The sequence below is a fragment of the Streptomyces sp. 8L genome (assembly GCF_020176795.1).
GTDB lineage: Bacteria > Actinomycetota > Actinomycetes > Streptomycetales > Streptomycetaceae > Streptomyces.
In genome coordinates this window covers 1-18543 of record NZ_JAIUKE010000245.1, presented here as the reverse complement: position 1 = coordinate 18543, position 18543 = coordinate 1, and the positions used below count along the sequence as shown (strand labels likewise).

Genomic DNA, 18543 nt, shown 5'->3' with positions numbered 1-18543 from the left:
GGTGCGTCTGTCGCGCGGTCGGGGGGCCCGTGCCGGGCCGCCCGGGGCCGGGGGGGGCGCCGCCGCCCCCCGCCCCCCCCCCCCCCCCCCCCCCCCCCCCCCCCCGGGCCGGGTCAGCCTTCCGCGAGCAGGCCCGAGCGCAGCGTCTTCAGAGTGCGGTTGAGCAGGCGCGACACATGCATCTGCGAGATGCCGAGGGCGTCGCCGATCTCCGACTGGGTCCACTCCCTGCCGAAGCGCATCTCCAGGATGGTCCGGTCCCGCTCGTCCAGCTCCGCGAGCAGCGGGGCCAGCGAGGTGAGGTCCTCCACCAGCTCCATGCCCGGGTCGCAGGAGCCGATCGAATCGGCGAGCGTCGCGGACCTGCGGGCCGCGCCCTCCCCGCTCTCGTAGGGCATGTCCAGGGAGTCCGTGCTGTAGCCGTTCGCCGCGATGAGGCCGTCGATGATCTCGTCGTCGGTCCGGCCGAGATGCGCCGCGAGCTCGGCGACGGTCGGCTCCCGGTCGAGGCGTGCGGAGAGCGTGTCCCGGGCCTTCGCCAGCTCGACACGCATCTCCTGGAGCCGGCGCGGCACATGCACGGCCCAGGTGCTGTCCCGGAAGAACCGCTTGATCTCGCCCACGATGTACGGCACCGCGAAGGTCGCGAACTCGTTCTCCCGGCTCAGGTCGAACCGGTCGATCGCCTTGATGAGGCCGATCATCCCGACCTGGATCATGTCCTCGACCTGGTCGCGGCGGCCGAAGCGGCGCGCGGCGAAGTGCACCAGCGACATGTTCATCTCGATGAGCGTGTTCCGGGCGTACGCGTACTCGTGCGTACCTTCCTCAAGGACCCGCAGCCGGTCGAAGAAGAGCCTGGACAGGGCGCGGGCGTCGACGGGCGAGACGGCCTCCGGGTCCTCGATCCGAGGGAGCTCGACACCCTGCTCCGTGGTGCGGACGGTGGTGGAGGTCATGACCGTATCCCTTCGCGGACGGTGGGGCAGACGCGCTTCTGCCCCGATTCCCTACGACAACACTTGTCGCAGGGAAATCTTTTTTCGGCGCCCCGATGATGCCACTCGAGTCACGCCCGGGGTAGCCCCGGGGGCGTCCAGGCGGCGGGCTCCGCGGCCCGGACGCGGCTCTGCCGCCGGGTGCGCGAGGCGCCCGGCGGCAGAGGAGGTCGGCGCGTGACGCGCACTCCCGGTGTCAGCAGTACGGAACCGGCGACAGATTCTCGATGTAGCGCGCGGAGGAGTAGCCGGAGCGCCCATTGCCCAGCTTGTACCAGAGGTTGTTGCCGTCGACGTTCTGCCCCCGCACCTTGCAGGAGATGGAGACGATCGATCCGGGGCGGAGGCCGCCCAGGTAGCGGGAGTTGGTGGTCGGCCGCTCGCGGACCGCGAGGGTCAGGCGCGACACGACCTTGCCGCGCGGTTCCTGCCAGGCCGTGCCCTTCGCGGGCTGTGCGGCGACGTGCGCGTCCCCGTTCGGAACGGGGGACGCCGCGTTCGCGGGGGCCGCGGCCAGGGAGGCCGCACCCGCGATCAGAATCCCGGCGAGGGTGGTGGCGACCCGGCGCCCCACACGCGATGCGTGCATGGAGTCCTTCTTTCGCTGGAGTTGCTGTGCCCCTCCTTAATGGCACGTCACGAAGGCGAACCGCCCGAAAGAAACAGCCTTATCACCCTTTTGGCGGTATAAAAGTATGCGTAAAGTCAGATCCAGTGGCAGCGCTTCTGGCCCTGCGGAACCGCCGCTGACCTGGCCTTTCGCTGTCCTGTGACGGCGCGTGCCGACTCCGCGACGCTGCGCCGCGTACATGCCACGCCAGTGAGGGCCGGCTCTGTGGCCAGGACGCGCGCGATGCGGGATCAGGCGTCGGTCCCGGCCTCGTACACCAGCAGCCGCACCGGTCCGAACAGCCCCGTCCGCACCTGTCCCGCCGCGATCGCGCGGGTGGGTGACGCGTCGTCGAGGTATCCGGCGAGCGTGCCCCGCACGACCACCTCCACCGTGTTGGCGCCGCCGCGCAGCGCGCCCGTCACCTCGGCCGTCCAGGGCCCCCACACCCGGGTGCCGCAGGGCACCCCGTTGACGGTGACCTCGGCCGTGCCGCGCACCGCGCCCAGATCGAGCACCGCCCGGCCGCGCGGCGGCCCGGCCGGCAGCGTCAGACCGGTCCGGTACCGTACGGCGCCGCCGAGCGCCCGCAGACCCAGCTCCTCCCAACTCGCCAGCGGCGCGGGGACCTCCGCGAGCTCCGCCGTGACGGGGCCGTCGAGCAGCGCGCCGCCCCGCCGCCCGTCGACGGCGGCCACCCGCAGCACCACCCGCGTGCCCGCGCCGGCGGGGGCGGGCAGCCGCACCCGGCCGGTGGCGTCCGGCACGTACGTACGCCCGCCGGTCTCCAGCGTCGTGCGCAGGGACGTCGGCACGCGCAGCGACCTCGCGCCGAGCGGCGCGGTGAACCGCAGCCACTCCTCCCGCACGGGCCCGGGCGCCAGGTCGGGCACCACGGGCTCCACCACCCCGCCCTGCGCCGCGGCGGGTTCGAGCCAGTGGGCGCCCGGCAGCGGGTGCGGCCTCGCCCAGGCGCACAGGGACCGGGGATCGCGGCCGAGATGGGTGGGGCGCAGCACGACCGGCGCCACGGCGCCGTCCGCGACGGCACTCCAGCGCGCGTCGCTCAGCAGGCCGAGGCCGCCGCGCTCCACCGGCGCCGAGTCCAGGGCGGCGGCCGTGGGCCCGCCGTCCGGGTCGGTCAGCCGCAGCGTCAGGGTGTTCTCTCCGACGCGCAGGACGCCGCCGAGATCGTACGGGTGGACCCGCACCTCGCGGTGGCCCGGATACGGGTTGAAGTCGCCCTGGCGGCCCACCTCCACGCCGTTGACCAGCACGGTGCACGCACCGTCGCTGCCGACCTGGACCGTCGGGTCGGCGGGCAGCCGCTCCAGGGCCAGGCGCCGCGTCAGGTCGTACGTGCGGCCCGGGTGCCCGCCCGGGCCCGCGGACATCCACTCGGGCCTGCGGTACGCGTCCGGATCGCGTACGACGGCGAAGGACGCGCGCACCGGGCCGTCCTCGCGCGCCGTCAGGACCAGGTCGAGCGCCACGGCGGTACCCGCCGCCTCCGCGGGCAGCGGGCTGAACGTCTGGTAGCCCTCGCCCTCGACCGGCAGATCGACACCGTCGGTCCGCACGCGCCGCGCGGCGTTCGCCCCCACCGCCAGCCACCGGGGCCCGGGTCCCGCGGGCAGCGCCAGATGCGTCCGTACGGACACCTCGCCGCCCTCCCGCACCTCGCGCACGTCGAGGAACTCCTCCGGCACATACCCCTTCGGACCGAGCCGGTAGTCGTGCACCGGGTCGTCGCGGATACCGCGCGAGAGCGACCACTCGACCGGCTCGTACTCCCCGTCGCCGTGCCGGACCAGGGCGAAGGGACCGAACCCCGCGGTCACCGGCCGCCACTCGCCCGTGCCGCCCTCCCGGTGCTCCATCCGCCACACCTCGGCCGGCAGGATTCCGCGCCGGTCCGCCGCGGCCAAGTCGCCCCAGCGGTTGTCGAGGGTCGAGGAGGCCAGCACCCGCCAGGGCCCGTCCACCTCCAGCACCGCCGCCACGGCTCCGAGCGGCTGCCGGGTCGGCGCGGGCAGGTCGTCGCCGAAGACCACCAGCGCCACCGCGCCGTCCGCGAACGGGACATCGAGCCGCCAGCCGCCCTCGTCGGCGGGGGAGACGGCGAGTTCGGTGCGCGCGCCCGTGCCCGGGTCCCAGCGCTGGGCGCGCGGCGCGCGCGCCGGACCCTCGATCCGTACCGAGGCGGTGCGTCCCGCGGACGGTACGTACGTGTAGCCGTCCTCGTGCAACTGCCGCCAGTACTCGGACCAGGAGAAGTTGTCCTGCGTGGTCCAGTCGTCCGTGCCGAGCGAGACGATGGGGGCGCGGGTGCCCGTCAGGCCGTCGTGCGCGGTCAGCGCCAGGATGTGGGTGGCGCCGTCGCGGCGCAGCAGGCAGGGGGCGTCGGCGACGACCCGCAGGGGCCCGGTGGCGACCGCGGCGGGGACCTGCTCCGGCTCCGCGACCACCCTGATCAGCCCGGCGGCCAGGGCGTCGGCGAAGGCCTGGCCGCCGTCACCGGGCGCACTGCCGCGACCGCCCTCCCCGCCGTCGTCGTGATCGCCGTCGCCCGCGCCGAGGAAGAGTTCGGGGGCGCGTCCCACGCACACCACCCGGCCGCCCGCCCGCGCGAACCCGGCCAGGGTCGCGGGCGCCGCCGTGTGCAGCGCCCGGGGCCCGGGCAGCACCACCGTGCGGTACGTCTCGGCGCCGGCCGACAGCGTCGCCCCGGCCGCGTCCGAGGCGACCCGCGCGTGTGCGAGCGCCGTCTCGTCGAGGACGTCGTGGTCGAGGCCCGCGCTCTCCAGCACCCCGGGCCGCTCGGCGTACCAGGTGCCCACTCCGTTCAACCGGTGGTAGAGCGCGGCCGATTCACGCGCGGGCGCCAGCGGCCCGTCCGGCGTGAGGTAGCTCTGCGCCGTCGTGGTGGGGGAGAGCAGCACCGTGTCGCACACGTGGTGCCCGGCGGTCAGCACCGAGCACAGCCGCGCCACCGCATCGGCGAACACGTGGTAGTCGGGCCAGTACGGCTGCCGCCAGCAGGTGGACGGCGGTGCCCACTCCCACCAGCCGCCCGGTGTCGCGTAGTACACGGCGTGCGGGTCGTAGAGGTTCGCGCCCCGGCGCAGGAACGGCGCGAGCCAGTCGCACGTCTCCTCCAGCGTCCCGCCCCAGCCGGAGGAGTGGAACGCCTCGATCCAGGTGCGCGGCTCGCCGTTCGCGTGCGCCATCGAGCTGTGCACCTTGGTGTCGCCCCAGTGGTCGCTGCCGGGCGCGCCGTATCCCCGGTGGGTGGCGTGGTAGTCGCCGTACACCTTCACTCCGCCGACCGGGTCGCCCTCGCGGGCCGGCGAGGGCTGGTCGAAGCCGCAGATCAGGCCGTGCCGTTCGAAGTAGGCGCGCTGCGGCCCGAAGAAGGCGCGCCGGCCGAGGGCGGCCCGGTGCTCCTGGTAGTCGCGGCGGACGCGCGCCGACGCGTCGTCCTCCCCCTCCCACAGCGCGGCCAGGCGCGGGACGAGGTCGTAGCCGTACGCGGCGGCGAACGTGGCCGCGAAGTCCCGGCCCCAGGTGGGCAGGGCGGGCAGCTCGTCCTGGAAGAAGCCGCCGATGGAGCGGCCGAACCACTTGCCCACGTGGCGCTCCAGTGTGCCGTGCACCTGGTCGAGGAGCGCGGCACAGGCCTCGGTGCCGAAGTAGTCGAAGCCGCTGACACCGCTGTGCACGAGGGTGAGGCGGACCGGCGCGCCCTCCCAGCGCGCCGCGCCGTCGGCGGCGTCCACCGGCACCGGCACCGGCGGCACCGCACGTTCGCCGTCGAGCGCGGTGGCGTACGCGGCCAGTGCGGTGTGCCCGGCGGGCGGGCGCACCACCGCGGGCCCCCCGTCGGTGCTCGCGGTGGTGCGGTAGAGGCCGAGTCCGGCGAACTCGGGGTCGCGTGCGGTCAGCAGGCCCTGGAAGTTGGCCCCGGAGAAGCCGATCTGGTCGTACATCCACAGGGTGAACCCGAGCTCCTCGGCGTCCGCGCAGGCTCCGTCGAGGAGCGTCAGCCACTCCGGGCTCAGATAGGGCGGATCGTCCGCCAGGGACCCGAACATCGGGCCCGTCGGGGCCAGGCAGATCACCACCGCCTGGTGCACGCCCTGCGCGAGCAGCAGCTCCATCTGGCGGCGCAGCCGCTCCCCGGTCACCGTGGCGCCGCTCCACCACCACAGCGGCAGCGGCCCGTACTCGGGGGACGGATCGGTGAAGCGGGACAGGAGCCGCGCCGCCTGGCCCGTTTGGGACGGGGCCGCGCCGCCGGTGGCGGACTTCACCTGGTCGTCGGTCACGAGCGGGGCCTTTCTGCCGTGCGGGCGGTGCTGTCGTGCGGTGTGCGGTGTGCGGTGCCTGCGGAGAGGCGCGGTGCGCGGTGTGTGCGGTGTGCGATGCCTGCGGAGGGGCGCGGTGCGCGGCGTGGCGCGGCCCCGCGTCCGCCGTGCGCCCCCCGCCGCAGGGTCAACCCGCCCGTTCCAGCTGGATGTTGTCGAGCGGCTTGCCCACGGTGTCCGGCATGAAGAAGAAGCCGATGCAGCCGCTGATGAACAGGAACGCGCACAGCAGCGCCGCGACCGTGGTGATGCCGGCGCTCGCCAGGTGCGGCACGTAGTAGCTCCACACACCGAGGCACGCGCGCGCGACCCCGAACGTGAAGCCCTGGGCGGTACCGCGCAGCATCGTCGGGAACAGCTCCTGGCTGACGGTCTTGTAGAAGGCGTCACCGGCGAGCGAGGCGCCGACGCCGAACAGGAACGTGTTCAGCAGGATCGTCGGCACGGTGAACGGGAAGAACAGGAACAGCCCGTACGCGACGATCTGCATGATCGCGCCCGACAGCCACAGCTGCTTGCGCGTGTGGTGGTTGCGGTCGCTGAAGGGCATGTAGATGAAGACCGTCGCCACGATGCCGATGCCGAACCCCGCGCACGACAGGGCGACCGAGACGGTCTGGTCGCCGGCGCCGAGGTTCTTCACCATGTACGGGGTGAACAGCCCCGACGTCCCGGCCGCCAGCCCCTGGAAGACGTAGAAGCTGCCCGTCCAGCTGAGCGCCTTGAAGTGTGCGCCGCTGAACAGTGCCCGTACCCGGGCCCTGCTTGCGGCGCCGCGTTCCGCCGCCGCCTTCCACATCGCGGACTCGGTCATGCCGCGCCGCATCGCCCACGTGATGACCGCGACGACGACCAGGTGCAGGAAGACGATGCGGATGCCCAGCAGGCCCAGGTGGGACAGGGCGAGCGCCAGCAGCAGCACGATCATGGGGCCGATGTTCCAGGCCACCTGGGTCAGCCCCAGCAGTTTGCCGCGCGCCCTGACCGGTGAGAACTCGCCGACCAGCGCCAGCGAGGTCGGCACGTCGGCGCCGACGGCGACGCCCACGACGAAGGTCCCGAGGAAGAGCATCCAGGAGTTCACCGACAGCGCGATGAGCAGTATGGCCGCCGCGTACACGAGCAGGTCGTACTGGTAGATCCGTTTGCGGCCCAGCTTGTCGCCGAGCCGGCCCCCGATGAACGAACCGACGGCGGCGCCGATCGCGTTGGGCCCTATGGCGGCGAGCGCGCCCACGCCCGTCAGGCCCGACGTCGGGAGGTGGAGGTGTTCCTGGAAGAGGGCGAGACCCGAGCCGATCGCCACGATCGACCCCGCGTCGAGGTAGGACGCCATACCGGCGAGCGCCGACCACTTCCACTGCTGGCGGCTGATGCCGTCGGCCGGGACGCCGTCCTTGACCTGTACGTCGTCGGGGGAGTCTCCAGCCGTACGGCCGCCGGGTGCCGGTTGTCCCATGCTGCGGCTCCTCGCGTAGAACGTTCTCCAACCGGGGGGAGGCCACCGTAGGGCCGTGCGCCCGTTCGTCGTCAAGACACGTGCGTAAGGTTGTGGAACGTTGTGGTGGAACATTGCGTGAAACCAGGGCTGTACCCGATTGCGGGCGGCCGGAAAGCGGAGGCGTACCAATGCACCCGGTCGGCGGCGGGCGGCGTGTGACCATCACCGATGTGGCGCGGTACGCCGGTGTGTCCACGTCGGCGGTCTCGAAGGTGCTCAGGAACGCATACGGAGTCAGCGACGCGATGCGCGAGCGGGTCCGCGAGGCGATGGAGGCGCTGGACTACCGGCCGCACGCGGCGGCGCGCGGCATGCGCGGCCGTACGTACACGATCGGCGTCCTTCTGGACAATCTGCGCAACGCGTTCTTCGCCGACATCCTCGACGGGGTGGGCGAGCGGCTGCGCGGCACGGACTACCAGATGCTGCTCGGCGCGGCCGGCTTCGGGGCCGAGGACCAGACGAAACTGGCGCGGGCCATGGTGGACCGGCAGATGGACGGGCTGATCCTGATCGGTCCCGGCTTCGCGCGGAAGGAGGTGGCGGCGGTCGCCGCCACCGTGCCCACCGTGGTCATCGGCCACCACGACACCGCCGACGTGTACGACTCGGTGGTGGACGCGGACGCCGAGGGCGCCGGACTCGTCGTCGACCACCTCGTCGGCCTCGGGCACCGGCGGATCGCCCTGACGTCCGCGCACGGCAACGACGCGGGATGGTCGGGCACGCCCGAGCGGGTGCAGCGGCGCGGATACGAGGACGCGATGCGCCGGCACGGCCTGGCCGAGTACGCGCGCGTCGCGACGACGGCCTACTCCGAGGAGGGCGGCTACCTGGCCGGGATGGAGCTGCTATCGGGCACTTCCCGGCCGACGGCGGTGTTCGCCGGCGCCGACGTGGCGGCGATGGGAGTCTTCCGCGCGGCGTACGAACTCGGGCTGCGCGTCCCTCGGGACGTGTCCCTCGCGGGGTACAACAACACGGCGGTCGCGGCGCTCGCGCCGGTGCGGCTGACCAGCGTCGACCAGGCGGGCGAGCTGATGGGGGCGACGGCCGCGCGGCTGCTGCTCGAGCGGATCGAGGGGCGGGAGAGAGCGGTGCTGGTGTCCGTGTCACCGAGCCTGGTGACGCGTGCGACGACGGGCCCCGCGCCGCGCTGACGGGGCGGTGCCCCACCTCCCGGAAGACCGGGGCGAAGTGTGCTCCCCGGCCCTTCGCCCGCAGGTGTGCTCCCCCGGCCCTCGGCCGCAGGTGTGCTCCCCGGCCCCTGGCCCGCGGGTGTGCCACGGCCTCTCGGCCGCGTGGGGCCGTGGCTGCCGGAAGGCCCGGACAATTCACGCGTACCCGCCTTAACTACCCAGTTTTTTAACGAAGTTCGAAGAAATTTTGCGTCTCGCGGAGTGAGCGGGCGCCGGGCGGAGCAGAGTGTGCTGGATCGGTCACCGGCACCGCGCAACCGAAAGGCTGTCATGGCTCTGTCACGTTCGGCCCGTCGTACGTCCCGCTGGCTCGCCCTCGCGACCGCCGTCGCCTCCGCGTTCGCCATCGCCGCTGCCCCCGGCGCCTCGCCGGGCGCCCCCGGCATCGGCGACCCGTACTTCCCGGACCTCGGCAACGGCGGCTTCGACGCGCTCCACTACGACCTGGGCGTGTCCTACAACCCGGACACCGACGTGCTCGACGGGACGACCACACTGACCGCGAAGGCCACGGAGAACCTCAGCTCCTTCGACCTCGACCTGCAGAAACTGACCGTGGACTCGGTGCGCGTCGACGGCCGCGACGCCCGCTTCACCAGATCCGCCGACGAGATCACCATCACCCCCGCGAGGGCGCTCGCCAAGAACCACACCTTCCGCGTCTCCCTCGCCTACCACGGCATACCGGAGCCGCTCAGCGGCCCGATCGTCTTCGGCTCGCAGTACGGCTGGATGAAGACCACCGACGGCGTCTTCGTGGCCTGCGAACCGAACGCGGCCTCCTCGTGGTTCCCCTCGAGCGACCACCCGAGCGACAAGGCCACGTACGACATCGACATCGACGCGCCGAAGGGCCTGACCGGTGTGTCCAACGGGCGCCTCGTCGACTCCGGTACGCGCAATGGCCGTTCGCACTTCCACTGGCGCGAGTCCAAGCCGATGGCGACGTACCTCGCGACCGCCACCATCGGCAAGTTCGACGTCCAGCAGGGCAGGACACCCGCCGGCACACCGATCTACGTGGCGACCGACCCGGTGCTGCCGAAAGGCACGGTCGACGTCTACAAGGTGACCGCGGAGGCCACCGACTACTGGAGCAAGCTGTTCGGCCCCTACCCCTTCGAGGAGACGGGAGCCATCGTGGACGACATGCCCCAGGCCGGCTTCTCCCTCGAAGTCCAGTCGAAGCCCGCCTACTCCGCCGTGCGCAGCGAGTCGACCATCGTCCACGAACTGGCACACCAGTGGTTCGGCGACGAGGTGTCCGTCGCCCAGTGGAAGGACATCTGGCTGAACGAGGGCTTCGCCACCTACGCCCAGTGGCTGTGGGACGAGCACCGGGGCACGCACACCACCCGCGAGGACTTCGTGAGCGAGTACAACGCCCGCCCCGCGGCCGACGACTTCTGGCAGACCCGGGTGGACGACCCGCAGCGCGACACGATGTTCGCCGACGCGGTCTACACGCGCGGCGCGATGACGCTCGAGGCGCTGCGCGAGCGGATCGGCGACAAGGCGTTCTTCAGGCTGCTCCCCGCCTGGACGGTGGCACACCGCTACGGCAACGGCACCACCGAGGAGTTCGAGGCCCTCGCGCAGAAGGTGTCCCACCAGGACCTCACCGGCCTCTTCCACACCTGGCTGGAGACACCGGGCCGCCCGGCCCTCCCGTAACACCGCACCACCCTGGTGAACCGGCGCGGCCCGGCGCGGCCCCTTGCGCCCGTCCGCGCCGGTCGGGGGCCATGCTGGGGTGCGGCGCGGAGCCGTCCCCGCGCCCGGCGCCCCGGCCCACCGGCCGGCGCCGGCGACCGGCCCAGGAGGACGAACAGTGGTGCGCACGGCCAGGACCGGCGGGCGCCGGCGAACCCCCGAGTGGCTCGCGGCGGCCCTGCGCCCGAACCCCGGGCCCGTGCCCTGGCCCGCCGCGGTGCGGGCGTGCGTCGGTGTGGCGGGGCCGCTCGCGCTCGGGTTCGCGCTGGACCGCCCCGCCTACGGGGCGCTCGCCGGGATCGGCGCGCAGTTCGCTGTCATCAACGACACCGCGGACTCCTACCGGATGCGGGTCCTCGGCATCGCCGTACCGCAGCTGGCCGGGGCGGTCGGCGTCGTCATCGGCGCGGCGGTCTTCGGGCACGGCGCCCTCGCCGTCGGCGTCGTCACCGCGGTCGGCCTCGCCTCCGGCCTGATCTCCTCGATCGGCCCGCTCGCCTCGGCCGCCGCCCTGCTCCTGCTCATCAACACGATCATCGAGGCCGGGCTGCCGGTGCCGGGTCCCGTGTGGCTGGCGCCCGCGCTGTTCCTCGGCGGCGGCGCGTTCGTCCTGCTGCTGTCCCTGCTCGCCTGGCCGCTGCGGGGCGCGGCGCCCGAACGGGCCGCCGTCGCCGCCGCCTACCGGGCGGTCGCCGACCAACTGGCCGCGGCGGGCGGCGACGGCTACGAGACGCGGCGGCAGGCGACCACCCGGCGCCTCGACCACGCCCACGACCTCGTCCTCGCGCGCCGCGCCGGGGAGCGGAGCCAGCGGTCGGCCGCCTTCGCCCTGCTCGCGCGGCTCGACGCGCTGACCCCGCTGCTGGAGGCGGCGCCCGCCGCGCACCACACCGGCAGGCCGCTGCCCGCCGCGGTGCCCGCCGCCGTACGGGCGCTGGCGGACACGATCGAGGGGCGCCCGCCCGCCGGCGGTGCCGGCGACCCGCCGCCGGCCGGTCGGGAGGCCGGCCGGGCCGAGCGGGCCGTCGAGACGGCCCTGCGCTACACGGCGTCCGTGGTGCGCGGTGGGGAGGCTGCGCCGGGCGACCGGCTCGGCAGGCCGGCTCCGCTGCCGGTACGTGGCCGGCGCGCGGCGCGCACCGTGCTGCGCTCGGGCGCCGCCCGGCGCTACGGGCTGCGGCTCGCGCTGTGCGTGGGCATCGCGCAGACGCTCGTGTCGGTGGTGCCGGTGCCGCGCTCCTACTGGGTCGCCCTCACCGTGGCCTTCGTCCTCAAGCCCGACATGGGCTCGGTCTTCTCCCGCGCCGTCATGCGCGCGATCGGCACGGTCCTGGGCCTCGGCGTGGCCGCCGCGGTGCTCGCCGCCGCCCCCTACGGCTGGTGGTCCGTGGTCTTGATGGCGGTACTCGCGGTGCTGCTGCCGGTCATGGCGGCCAGGGGGTACGCGTACCAGACCACGGCCATCACCCCGTTGATCCTGCTGCTCTCCGACGTGCTGAACCACCAGGGCTTCGGGCTGCTGCTGCCCCGGCTCGTGGACAGCTTCATCGGCTGCGCCATCGCCCTGGTCGTGGGCTACCTGCTGTGGCCGGAGAGCTGGCACGCACGGGTCGGGGACCGGCTCGCCGCCGTCATCGCCGACGCGGCAGGATACGCCGTGATCTGCCTCGCGCCGGGCACGGCCCCGAGACAGGGCACGGGCTCGACACGTGCGCAGGGCCCCGCAGGGGCCGCGGCGGCGGGCGACGAGGCCCCGGCGCGCGCCCGGCGCCGCCTGTACCGCGAACTGTCCGCCGTGCGGGCCGAGTTCCGCCGTGCCATGACCGAGCCGCGTCCCACCTCGACACTCGCGGCCGAGTGGTGGCCGCTGGTCGTCGCCGTCGAGCGGGTGGTCGACGCGATCATCGCGGCCCAGCAGGACGTCGGACAGGGCGCGCCGCCGCCCCCGCCCGCGGAAGTGCGGGCCGTCGAGAACCAGCTGCTGGAGCTCGCGGCGGGTGTCAGGGCGCACATGGCGCTGCCGCGGGTGGCGGCGGAGCACGGCCCCGAGGACAGCCCCGTCCTCCATGTCCTGCGCGAACAGGTCCGCGCGGCGCGCGCCGTCGCCACCTCGGAGAGCGCGGGCCGGCGCCTCGGCCCCGGTCGGCGGCGCGGGCCGTCAGACCGGTGACCAGGGCGAGCGTCAGCGAGCCAGCTCGACCGGCAGGTCGACCACCGCGTGCCCGAGACCGGGCCGCTCGGTGGAGAGCCGGGCCGGCGTCCGGGGCGGATTGGCCGTCTGCCCCAGGCCGCCGGCGAGCAATGTCACCCCCGCGACGACCTCGTGAGCCTCCGCCTCGCCGAGCAGCGACTCGAAGGCGGCGATCGCACGGGCGATGCCCGCGACCGAGCCGAGCGCCTGGAACTTGAACGAGAGCACCGCGTCCCGGGAGACGTGCCGATCCAGGCCGAGGGGGCGGCTCCCCGCCGTCGTTCGACGGCTCGTTCTGCGGCTGCAAGGGCAGCGGCATCGGCTGCGAGTTCGGCTCCGTCGGGCTCGGCCCGTATGCGGAGTACAAGACGATCTCGGTTCGAGCCTGTGCCCGTCGCGGTCCCGAGGCGTCCGTCAGTCGAGCGCGTGGACGCGGCCGGTCCGCAGGATCTCGTCGGACAGCCCGGGCTCGACGTGGCGTACGGCGCGGGCGAGCATCAGCGCGCCGACCATCTCGCTGAGCAGGCGGACGGCCGTACGGCGGGCCTCGCCCGGGTCCGGCTCGTACCCCTCTTCCCTGGCCTCCCGCAGGAACTCGGCGGCGAAGCCCGCGAGGTATCCCTCGACGCCTTCGGCATACGCGCTCTGTACGGCTTCGCTGTGCCGTCCGGCGTCGGTGACCAGGGAGGCGGAGGGGCAGCCGCCGTCCGGGGCGTCTCGGTGCGCGGCGGACAGGTACCCGGCCACGACCCGCTCGAGCGGAGACCCGGCTTCGTCCCGACCGTCCTCGATCATCCGGGCCATTGCCCCGAGCGAGGCGGCGAAGGAGGCGCCGCACACCTCCACGGCCAGGTCGTTCTTGGAAGCGAAGTGGTTGTAGAAGCCGCCATGGGTGAGTCCGGCTTCCTTCATCAACTCGGCGATGCCGACCGCGTCGATGCCCTGGGCGCGGAACATGCGGCCCGCCGCGTCGAGGATGTTCTGCCGGTTGCGGGCCTTGTCCTCCTTGGTGATCCGCGGCATGGCCGTCCTCTCCCGTCGCTCTCGGCTTGACCTTTTTAATGATTCCTTTCATCATAGCGACAGTTTCAATGATGGATGACATTAATAGTCGCCGAAGGGAGCCGCCATGCGCGCCATCACCCACGACAGGTACGGAGACCCCGGGCGGGTACTGAGCCTGAGCGAGCAGCCCGCCCCGGCCGCGCCCGGGGCCGGGCAGGTGCGGGTGCGGGTACTGTCCCGGCCGATCCACCCCGGCGACCTGGCGGGGGTGGAGGGCCTTCCGGACGGGCCGCGACAGCGGTTCGCCACGCCCCGGATTCCGGGCGTCGAGGGAATGGGCGTCATCGAGACCGTCGGCAAGGGCGTACGGGATCTGCGGCCGGGTCAGCGGGTGGCGTTCTTCCCGGTACAGGGCGCCTGGGGCGAAGCCGTCACGGCACCCGCCGGTCTTGTGGTGCCGGTGCCCGAGGCCGTCAGTGACGAGACTGCGGCCCTCATGCTGGTCAACCCGCTCACCCTGCTGATCCTGCTACGGGCGGTCGAGGACGCCCGACACGGCCAGAGCGGCGCGGTGGTGCAGACGGCCGCCGGTTCCTCGGTGGGGAAACTGGTCAGCGCCGTGGCGCTCAGGCAGGGCATCCCGCTGGTCAATCTCGTGCGCGGCACCACGGGGGCGCGCAGTCTGCGGCAGCGATTCCCCGGGCTCGCCACCATCTCGACGGCCGACGCGGACTGGCGCGCTCAGGTCCGGGACGCGACCGGCGGCCGGGGCGCCCAGGTCGTACTGGACGCGGTGGGCGGGTCCCTGACCGGTGAGCTGGCCGGGCTGCTCGCCGATGGCGGCACGCTGATCGCCTACGGGCAACTCGGTTCCGGCAGCACGCCGCTGGAATCGCTCGCGCTGACCTCGCGGGTCCTGACGGTGCGGGGCGTTTCCGTCCTCCGGTGGATGAGCCGCACCCCTGAGGAACGGGCCGAGGACATCGCCTTCGCCGCCCGTCTCGCCGTCAGCGCCCCAGAGCTCTTCGAGGTCGCCGCACGCTACGACCTCGCGGACTTCGCGGACGCTGTCGGCCATGTCCGCCGCCCGGGCAAGAACGGGACCGTCCTGCTCACCGGTCCCGCCTCCTGAACCCCACGAAGGGCACTGCCATGAAGATCGGAACCATCGGCGCCGGAACCGTCGCCCGGGCCATCGCCCGCCACGCCGTGGCCCACGGCCACCAGGTCGTACTGAGCAACAGCCGCGGCCCCGCCTCCCTGGCCGCGCTCGCCGGCGAACTCGGGCCACTCGCCCGTGCTGGCACTCGCGAAGAGGCCGCGGCGGCGGAGCTCGTCGTGCTCGCCGTCGGCTGGGCGCAGATCCCGGACGCGGTGGACGGCCTGCCACCCTTCGGCGGGCGCGTCGTCATCGACGCCACCAACCAGTTCCTCGCTCCACCCCCGCATGCGAAGATCGCCGACCTGGGCGAGCTGACCGGCAGCGAATGGGTCGCCTCGCTGCTGAACGGGGCCCGCCTCGTCAAGGCGTTCAACACCCTCTACGGCCAGTACATCGCCGCGGACCCGCGTCATCCGGCCGGACGCCAGGTGCTGTTCCTCGCGGGTGACGACGCCGGCGCCAAGACCACCGTCGGGGACCTCACCGCTGCCTTCGGGTTCGCCCCCGTCGACCTCGGCTCCTTGCGCGAGGGGGGACGCCTCATGCAGCTCGGCGGCCCGCTCTCCGGCCTCCACGCCCTCAAACAGGACTGAGCCGGGTCCTCGCCCACTCCTCACTCTCCTCATCGTCCGCCCCTGCCCCCTCCCCGGTACAAGGAAGTCACCCATGACCACTCAGCCCCTGCTCCGGCCCGTCCGTCTCGGCGCACTGGAACTCCCCAACCGTGCCGTCATGGCCCCCATGACGCGGGCCCGCGCCCAGAACCCGGAACTGGCCCCGACCGGCCTGACGGCCACCTACTACGAGCAGCGCGCGGGTGCCGGTCTGATCGTCACCGAGGGGACGTGGGTCAGCCCCGAGGCGATCGGCTTCATCAACGTTCCCGGCATCTACACCGACACCCAGACCGACGGCTGGGCCAAGGTCACGGAAGCCGTCCACGAGGCGGGCGGACGGATAGTCTCCCAGTTCGGCCACGTCGGCGCGATCTCCCACCCGGACCACCACGGCGGCCGACTGCCCGCCGGGCCCTCCGCCGTCAACCCCGGCGAGAAGTCCTTCACCCCCAGCGGCCCGAAGGACACCCTCACTCCACGTGCCTACACCGCCGCCGAGATCGCGGACACCATCGCCGACTACCGCCGTGCGGCCGAGAACGCCCGCCGAGCCGGCTTCGACGGCGTCGAACTGCACGCCCAGGGCTCCCATTTGATCCCGCAGTTCCTCAACCCCCGACTCAACCGGCGGACCGATGCCTACGGAGGCAGCGGCGAGAAGCGGGCCCGGTTCCTCCTCGACGCCCTCGATGCCGTCGGTGAGGTGTGGGGCAGCGACCGCGTGGCCGTGAAACTGTCCCCGGGCTGGACCAGCGGAACCGCGTTCACCGCGGACGAGGAGACACTCGCCGACTACGACCAGCTGCTCAAGAAGCTCGACGACCGCGGCCTTGCCTATCTCCACCTCCTGGGCGCGCCCGGCACGATCGAGGAGCGCGTCGCCCTCTTCTCCCGCTACCGCGCCCACTACCGGGGCAACATCGTCGCCAACCTCGGTTTCACCCAGGCACTCGGCAACGAGATCCTCGACCAGGGGATCGTCGACGCGGTCTCCTTCGGCGCCCCTTTCATCGCCAACCCCGACCTGGTCGAGCGCTTCGCGCGGGGCCACCGGTTGGCCGAGGGCGACCGGGACACCTACTACGCCGGCGACGCCGAGGGCTACACCGACTACCCCGCCTTCACGGCCGGCTGACGGCCTGTCGTGCTCCCGCCGTCAGTACTCGTGGCCGGCGTCGCCGAGCGATCCCTCTTCGTGGTCGAGTTCGTTGTGCAGCAGCCGGAGGCTGTCGTCGGGCAGGCGTCCCGCGCGACGCCAGCGGATCAACTCGGTGCGCTGGACGTCGATCACCTGCCGCTGCGCCCGGCTCACGGCTTCGGCGAAGGCCGCGTGCCCGGATTGCTGCGGTGGGAGCGTTGGGCCCTGGGGGCTGGGCGGTGGGGACCCCTGTTGCGCGCGGTGTGTGAGGCCGCGCCGCAAACGGTCGACGGTGGACGCGTCGAGGAGGTGCTCGTGGGCGATGGCGTCCAGCTGCGACAGAGCCGCCCGGGCCGCGGCGGCACGCGCGCCCGCGTGTAGTTCTGTGTGGTCGGGCTCGCCGCGCAGCCGCAGTCGTCGCACGAGTGGCGCGAAGGTCAGGCCCTGGCCGACGAGGGTGACGACAACGACCAGATAGGCACAGAACAGCAGCAGGTTGCGGTCGGGGAACAGCGTTCCCGCACGGGTGGTGAGCGGCAGCGTGAGAGTGCTGGTGATGGTGATGACGCCGCGCGTGCCGGCCCAGCTCATCGCGGCGATCTCCCGGCCGGACAGCGCCTGCTCCGCGTCGCGTTCGAGCTGGGCGGGACCGAGCCGCCGTCGCCGTGTCAGCCATTGGGAGCCGAAGAGCCACGCAGGCCGCACGAGCAGGACACACCCCAGGGTGGTTCCCGCCGCCAGGAGGAGGACGGAGACCGGATAGGCGCGCAGACCGTGCAGTACCAGAGGAAGCTGCTGGCCGATGAGCAGGAAGACGAAGCCCTCCAGGAGGAAGTCGGCGAGCCGCCAGACCGCTCTCGTCTGCAGGCGGCTGCTGCCCGAGACGGCCCGCGGGGTGTCGTGGCCGATCAGCAGCCCCGCGACCACGACCGCGAGTACGGCTGATGTGTGCAGCAGTTCGCCGAGCAGGTAGGCGGCGAAGGGGGTTGCCAAGGAGATCGTGTTGACCAGCAACGATTCGCGGATCACGCGGCGCAGCCCGTGCACGAGCGCGGCGATCAGCACACCCACGCCCGCTCCCCCCGCCGCGGCGGCCACGAAGTGCAGTGCCGCCGACCCGGGGGAGAAGGCGCCGGTCCTCACGGCCGCGACGGCGACCGTCAGGGTGGTCAGAGCCGTCGCGTCGTTGAGCAGTCCCTCGCCCTCGATGAGGGTGGTCAGCTTGTGGGACAGGCCGGCTCGCCGTGCCGCCGCGAGGGCGGCGACCGGGTCGGGAGGGGAGACCGCGGCGCCGAGCACCATCCCGGCCGCGAGCGTCGCGCCCGGCACGACGAGGCTGAAACCGACACCGACCGAGGCCGCGGTCACGAGTACCAGCACCACGGACAGGCTCACGATCGGCCGCAGGTTTCTGCGGATCGCGATCAGGGACGAGTTCAGCGCGGCGCTGTAGAGCAGTGGCGGAAGCACCAGGGCCAGTACGGCATCGGGCGGAACTTCGATGTCGGGTCCCGGCAAGAGCGCGTAGAGCAGCCCACCGACCGTGAGCAGGGCGGCTGTCGGCAGCCCTGTCCTGTCGGCGATCAGCTCGACCGCCACGAGCATGGCCACCGCCGCCAGGAGAAAGAACAGCACCTCCTGCACATGCACCTCCCACGACTCCCCGAGTAGGCCGCACATCGGAACGCAACGCCAGAACGCAACGTCGGAACGCAACCGTATCGTCGTCACGTCATCGTAGCGCCGAAACGTGGAAAACCGCAGCCCTGGAGGAACAGCCCCGCTGAGGAAGCCCGACGCCGCCGTCCGACCGCGCCGCTCCCCGGTGGCGTGATCACTCTTCAGGGGGCCACGTCACGGGCGGGCGCTCCGGGGTTCTCCGTGGTGTGGACGGCGGCGAGTCGCCCCGTGCGCTCCAGGGGAGACAGGGTGCTCAGACGATCACGCCGGTGATGGTCCCGTGCCCGGCGAGGAGCGGCAGGACGGTAGCCGCGCGTGATCTCACCGGCCCGCGCCCGCCCGGCGGGCGCGGGGGCGGGGGG

At 73.1% G+C, this 18543-nt stretch carries 13 protein-coding genes; 6 read left to right on the top strand and 7 right to left on the bottom strand.

Going from position 1 to position 18543, the window contains the following annotated elements; translation table 11 throughout:
* Positions 1-113: 113 nt before the first annotated feature.
* From LCE31_RS20730 to LCE31_RS20715, 4 genes are all read right to left on the bottom strand, one after another.
* Positions 114-959 carry a SigB/SigF/SigG family RNA polymerase sigma factor gene (locus LCE31_RS20730; RefSeq protein ID WP_225016310.1) on the bottom strand — a complete coding sequence of 282 codons (846 nt, stop codon included), beginning with the start codon at positions 957-959 and terminating at the stop codon, positions 114-116.
* A 235-nt stretch (positions 960-1194) separates the two neighbouring features.
* The gene (locus LCE31_RS20725; RefSeq protein WP_225016308.1) at positions 1195-1587 is read right to left on the bottom strand and encodes an SH3 domain-containing protein; all 393 of its coding nucleotides are present in this window, start codon (positions 1585-1587) and stop codon (positions 1195-1197) included.
* 272 nt (positions 1588-1859) lie between these two features.
* Positions 1860-5936 carry a hypothetical protein gene (locus LCE31_RS20720; protein ID WP_225016305.1) on the bottom strand — a complete coding sequence of 1359 codons (4077 nt, stop codon included), beginning with the start codon at positions 5934-5936 and terminating at the stop codon, positions 1860-1862.
* Positions 5937-6102: 166 nt separating this feature from the next.
* Positions 6103-7434 carry an MFS transporter gene (locus LCE31_RS20715; RefSeq protein WP_225016303.1) on the bottom strand — a complete coding sequence of 444 codons (1332 nt, stop codon included), beginning with the start codon at positions 7432-7434 and terminating at the stop codon, positions 6103-6105.
* Between the two features lie 170 nt (positions 7435-7604).
* Between LCE31_RS20715 and LCE31_RS20710 the strand changes: the two genes are divergently transcribed.
* From LCE31_RS20710 to LCE31_RS20700, 3 genes are all read left to right on the top strand, one after another.
* On the top strand, positions 7605-8636 hold the full coding sequence (locus LCE31_RS20710) for a LacI family DNA-binding transcriptional regulator (protein ID WP_225016300.1): 1032 nt from the start codon (positions 7605-7607) through the stop codon (positions 8634-8636).
* Between the two features lie 309 nt (positions 8637-8945).
* A complete protein-coding gene (locus LCE31_RS20705; protein WP_225016298.1) occupies positions 8946-10349 on the top strand; it encodes a M1 family metallopeptidase in 1404 nt (467 codons plus the stop codon).
* Between the two features lie 160 nt (positions 10350-10509).
* Entirely contained in the window at positions 10510-12558 is a 2049-nt protein-coding gene (locus LCE31_RS20700) for an FUSC family protein (protein ID WP_225016296.1), read from the top strand.
* Positions 12559-12570: 12 nt separating this feature from the next.
* Here LCE31_RS20700 and LCE31_RS20695 read toward each other — a convergent pair whose 3' ends face one another.
* Together LCE31_RS20695 and LCE31_RS20685 are read right to left on the bottom strand one after the other, a co-directional pair.
* Positions 12571-12834: a hypothetical protein gene (locus tag LCE31_RS20695; protein WP_225016312.1), complete on the bottom strand. Its 264-nt coding sequence runs from the start codon at positions 12832-12834 to the stop codon at positions 12571-12573.
* A 159-nt stretch (positions 12835-12993) separates the two neighbouring features.
* Complete coding sequence (locus tag LCE31_RS20685) at positions 12994-13602, bottom strand: TetR/AcrR family transcriptional regulator (RefSeq protein WP_225016294.1); 609 nt, start codon at positions 13600-13602, stop codon at positions 12994-12996.
* 106 nt (positions 13603-13708) lie between these two features.
* Between LCE31_RS20685 and LCE31_RS20680 the strand changes: the two genes are divergently transcribed.
* The 3 genes from LCE31_RS20680 to LCE31_RS20670 all read left to right on the top strand — a co-directional run bounded on the left by LCE31_RS20680 (position 13709) and on the right by LCE31_RS20670 (position 16498).
* The gene (locus LCE31_RS20680) at positions 13709-14716 is read left to right on the top strand and encodes an alcohol dehydrogenase catalytic domain-containing protein (protein WP_225016292.1); all 1008 of its coding nucleotides are present in this window, start codon (positions 13709-13711) and stop codon (positions 14714-14716) included.
* A 20-nt stretch (positions 14717-14736) separates the two neighbouring features.
* Positions 14737-15339, top strand: coding sequence for an NADPH-dependent F420 reductase (locus tag LCE31_RS20675; RefSeq protein ID WP_225016290.1), 603 nt, complete (start codon positions 14737-14739; stop codon positions 15337-15339).
* Positions 15340-15412: 73 nt separating this feature from the next.
* On the top strand, positions 15413-16498 hold the full coding sequence (locus LCE31_RS20670; RefSeq protein WP_225016288.1) for an alkene reductase: 1086 nt from the start codon (positions 15413-15415) through the stop codon (positions 16496-16498).
* Between the two features lie 21 nt (positions 16499-16519).
* On the opposite strand, the gene LCE31_RS20665 is transcribed toward LCE31_RS20670, so the two are convergent.
* Positions 16520-18151 (bottom strand): Na+/H+ antiporter, encoded by a 1632-nt coding sequence (locus LCE31_RS20665; protein WP_225016286.1) that lies wholly within the window; start codon positions 18149-18151, stop codon positions 16520-16522.
* Between the last annotated feature and the right edge of the window lie 392 nt (positions 18152-18543).

What these genes read in the sequence shown, in the direction of transcription:
- LCE31_RS20685 (WP_225016294.1), bottom strand. Translation starts at nt 13,602, where the DNA reads ATGCCGCGGATCACCAAGGAGGACAAGGCCCGCAACCGGCAGAACATC.
- LCE31_RS20675 (WP_225016290.1), top strand. Translation starts at nt 14,737, where the DNA reads ATGAAGATCGGAACCATCGGCGCCGGAACCGTCGCCCGGGCCATCGCC.
- LCE31_RS20670 (WP_225016288.1), top strand. Translation starts at nt 15,413, where the DNA reads ATGACCACTCAGCCCCTGCTCCGGCCCGTCCGTCTCGGCGCACTGGAA.
- LCE31_RS20710 (WP_225016300.1), top strand. Translation starts at nt 7,605, where the DNA reads ATGCACCCGGTCGGCGGCGGGCGGCGTGTGACCATCACCGATGTGGCG.
- LCE31_RS20730 (WP_225016310.1), bottom strand. Translation starts at nt 959, where the DNA reads ATGACCTCCACCACCGTCCGCACCACGGAGCAGGGTGTCGAGCTCCCT.
- LCE31_RS20725 (WP_225016308.1), bottom strand. Translation starts at nt 1,587, where the DNA reads ATGCACGCATCGCGTGTGGGGCGCCGGGTCGCCACCACCCTCGCCGGG.
- LCE31_RS20680 (WP_225016292.1), top strand. Translation starts at nt 13,709, where the DNA reads ATGCGCGCCATCACCCACGACAGGTACGGAGACCCCGGGCGGGTACTG.
- LCE31_RS20705 (WP_225016298.1), top strand. Translation starts at nt 8,946, where the DNA reads ATGGCTCTGTCACGTTCGGCCCGTCGTACGTCCCGCTGGCTCGCCCTC.
- LCE31_RS20715 (WP_225016303.1), bottom strand. Translation starts at nt 7,434, where the DNA reads ATGGGACAACCGGCACCCGGCGGCCGTACGGCTGGAGACTCCCCCGAC.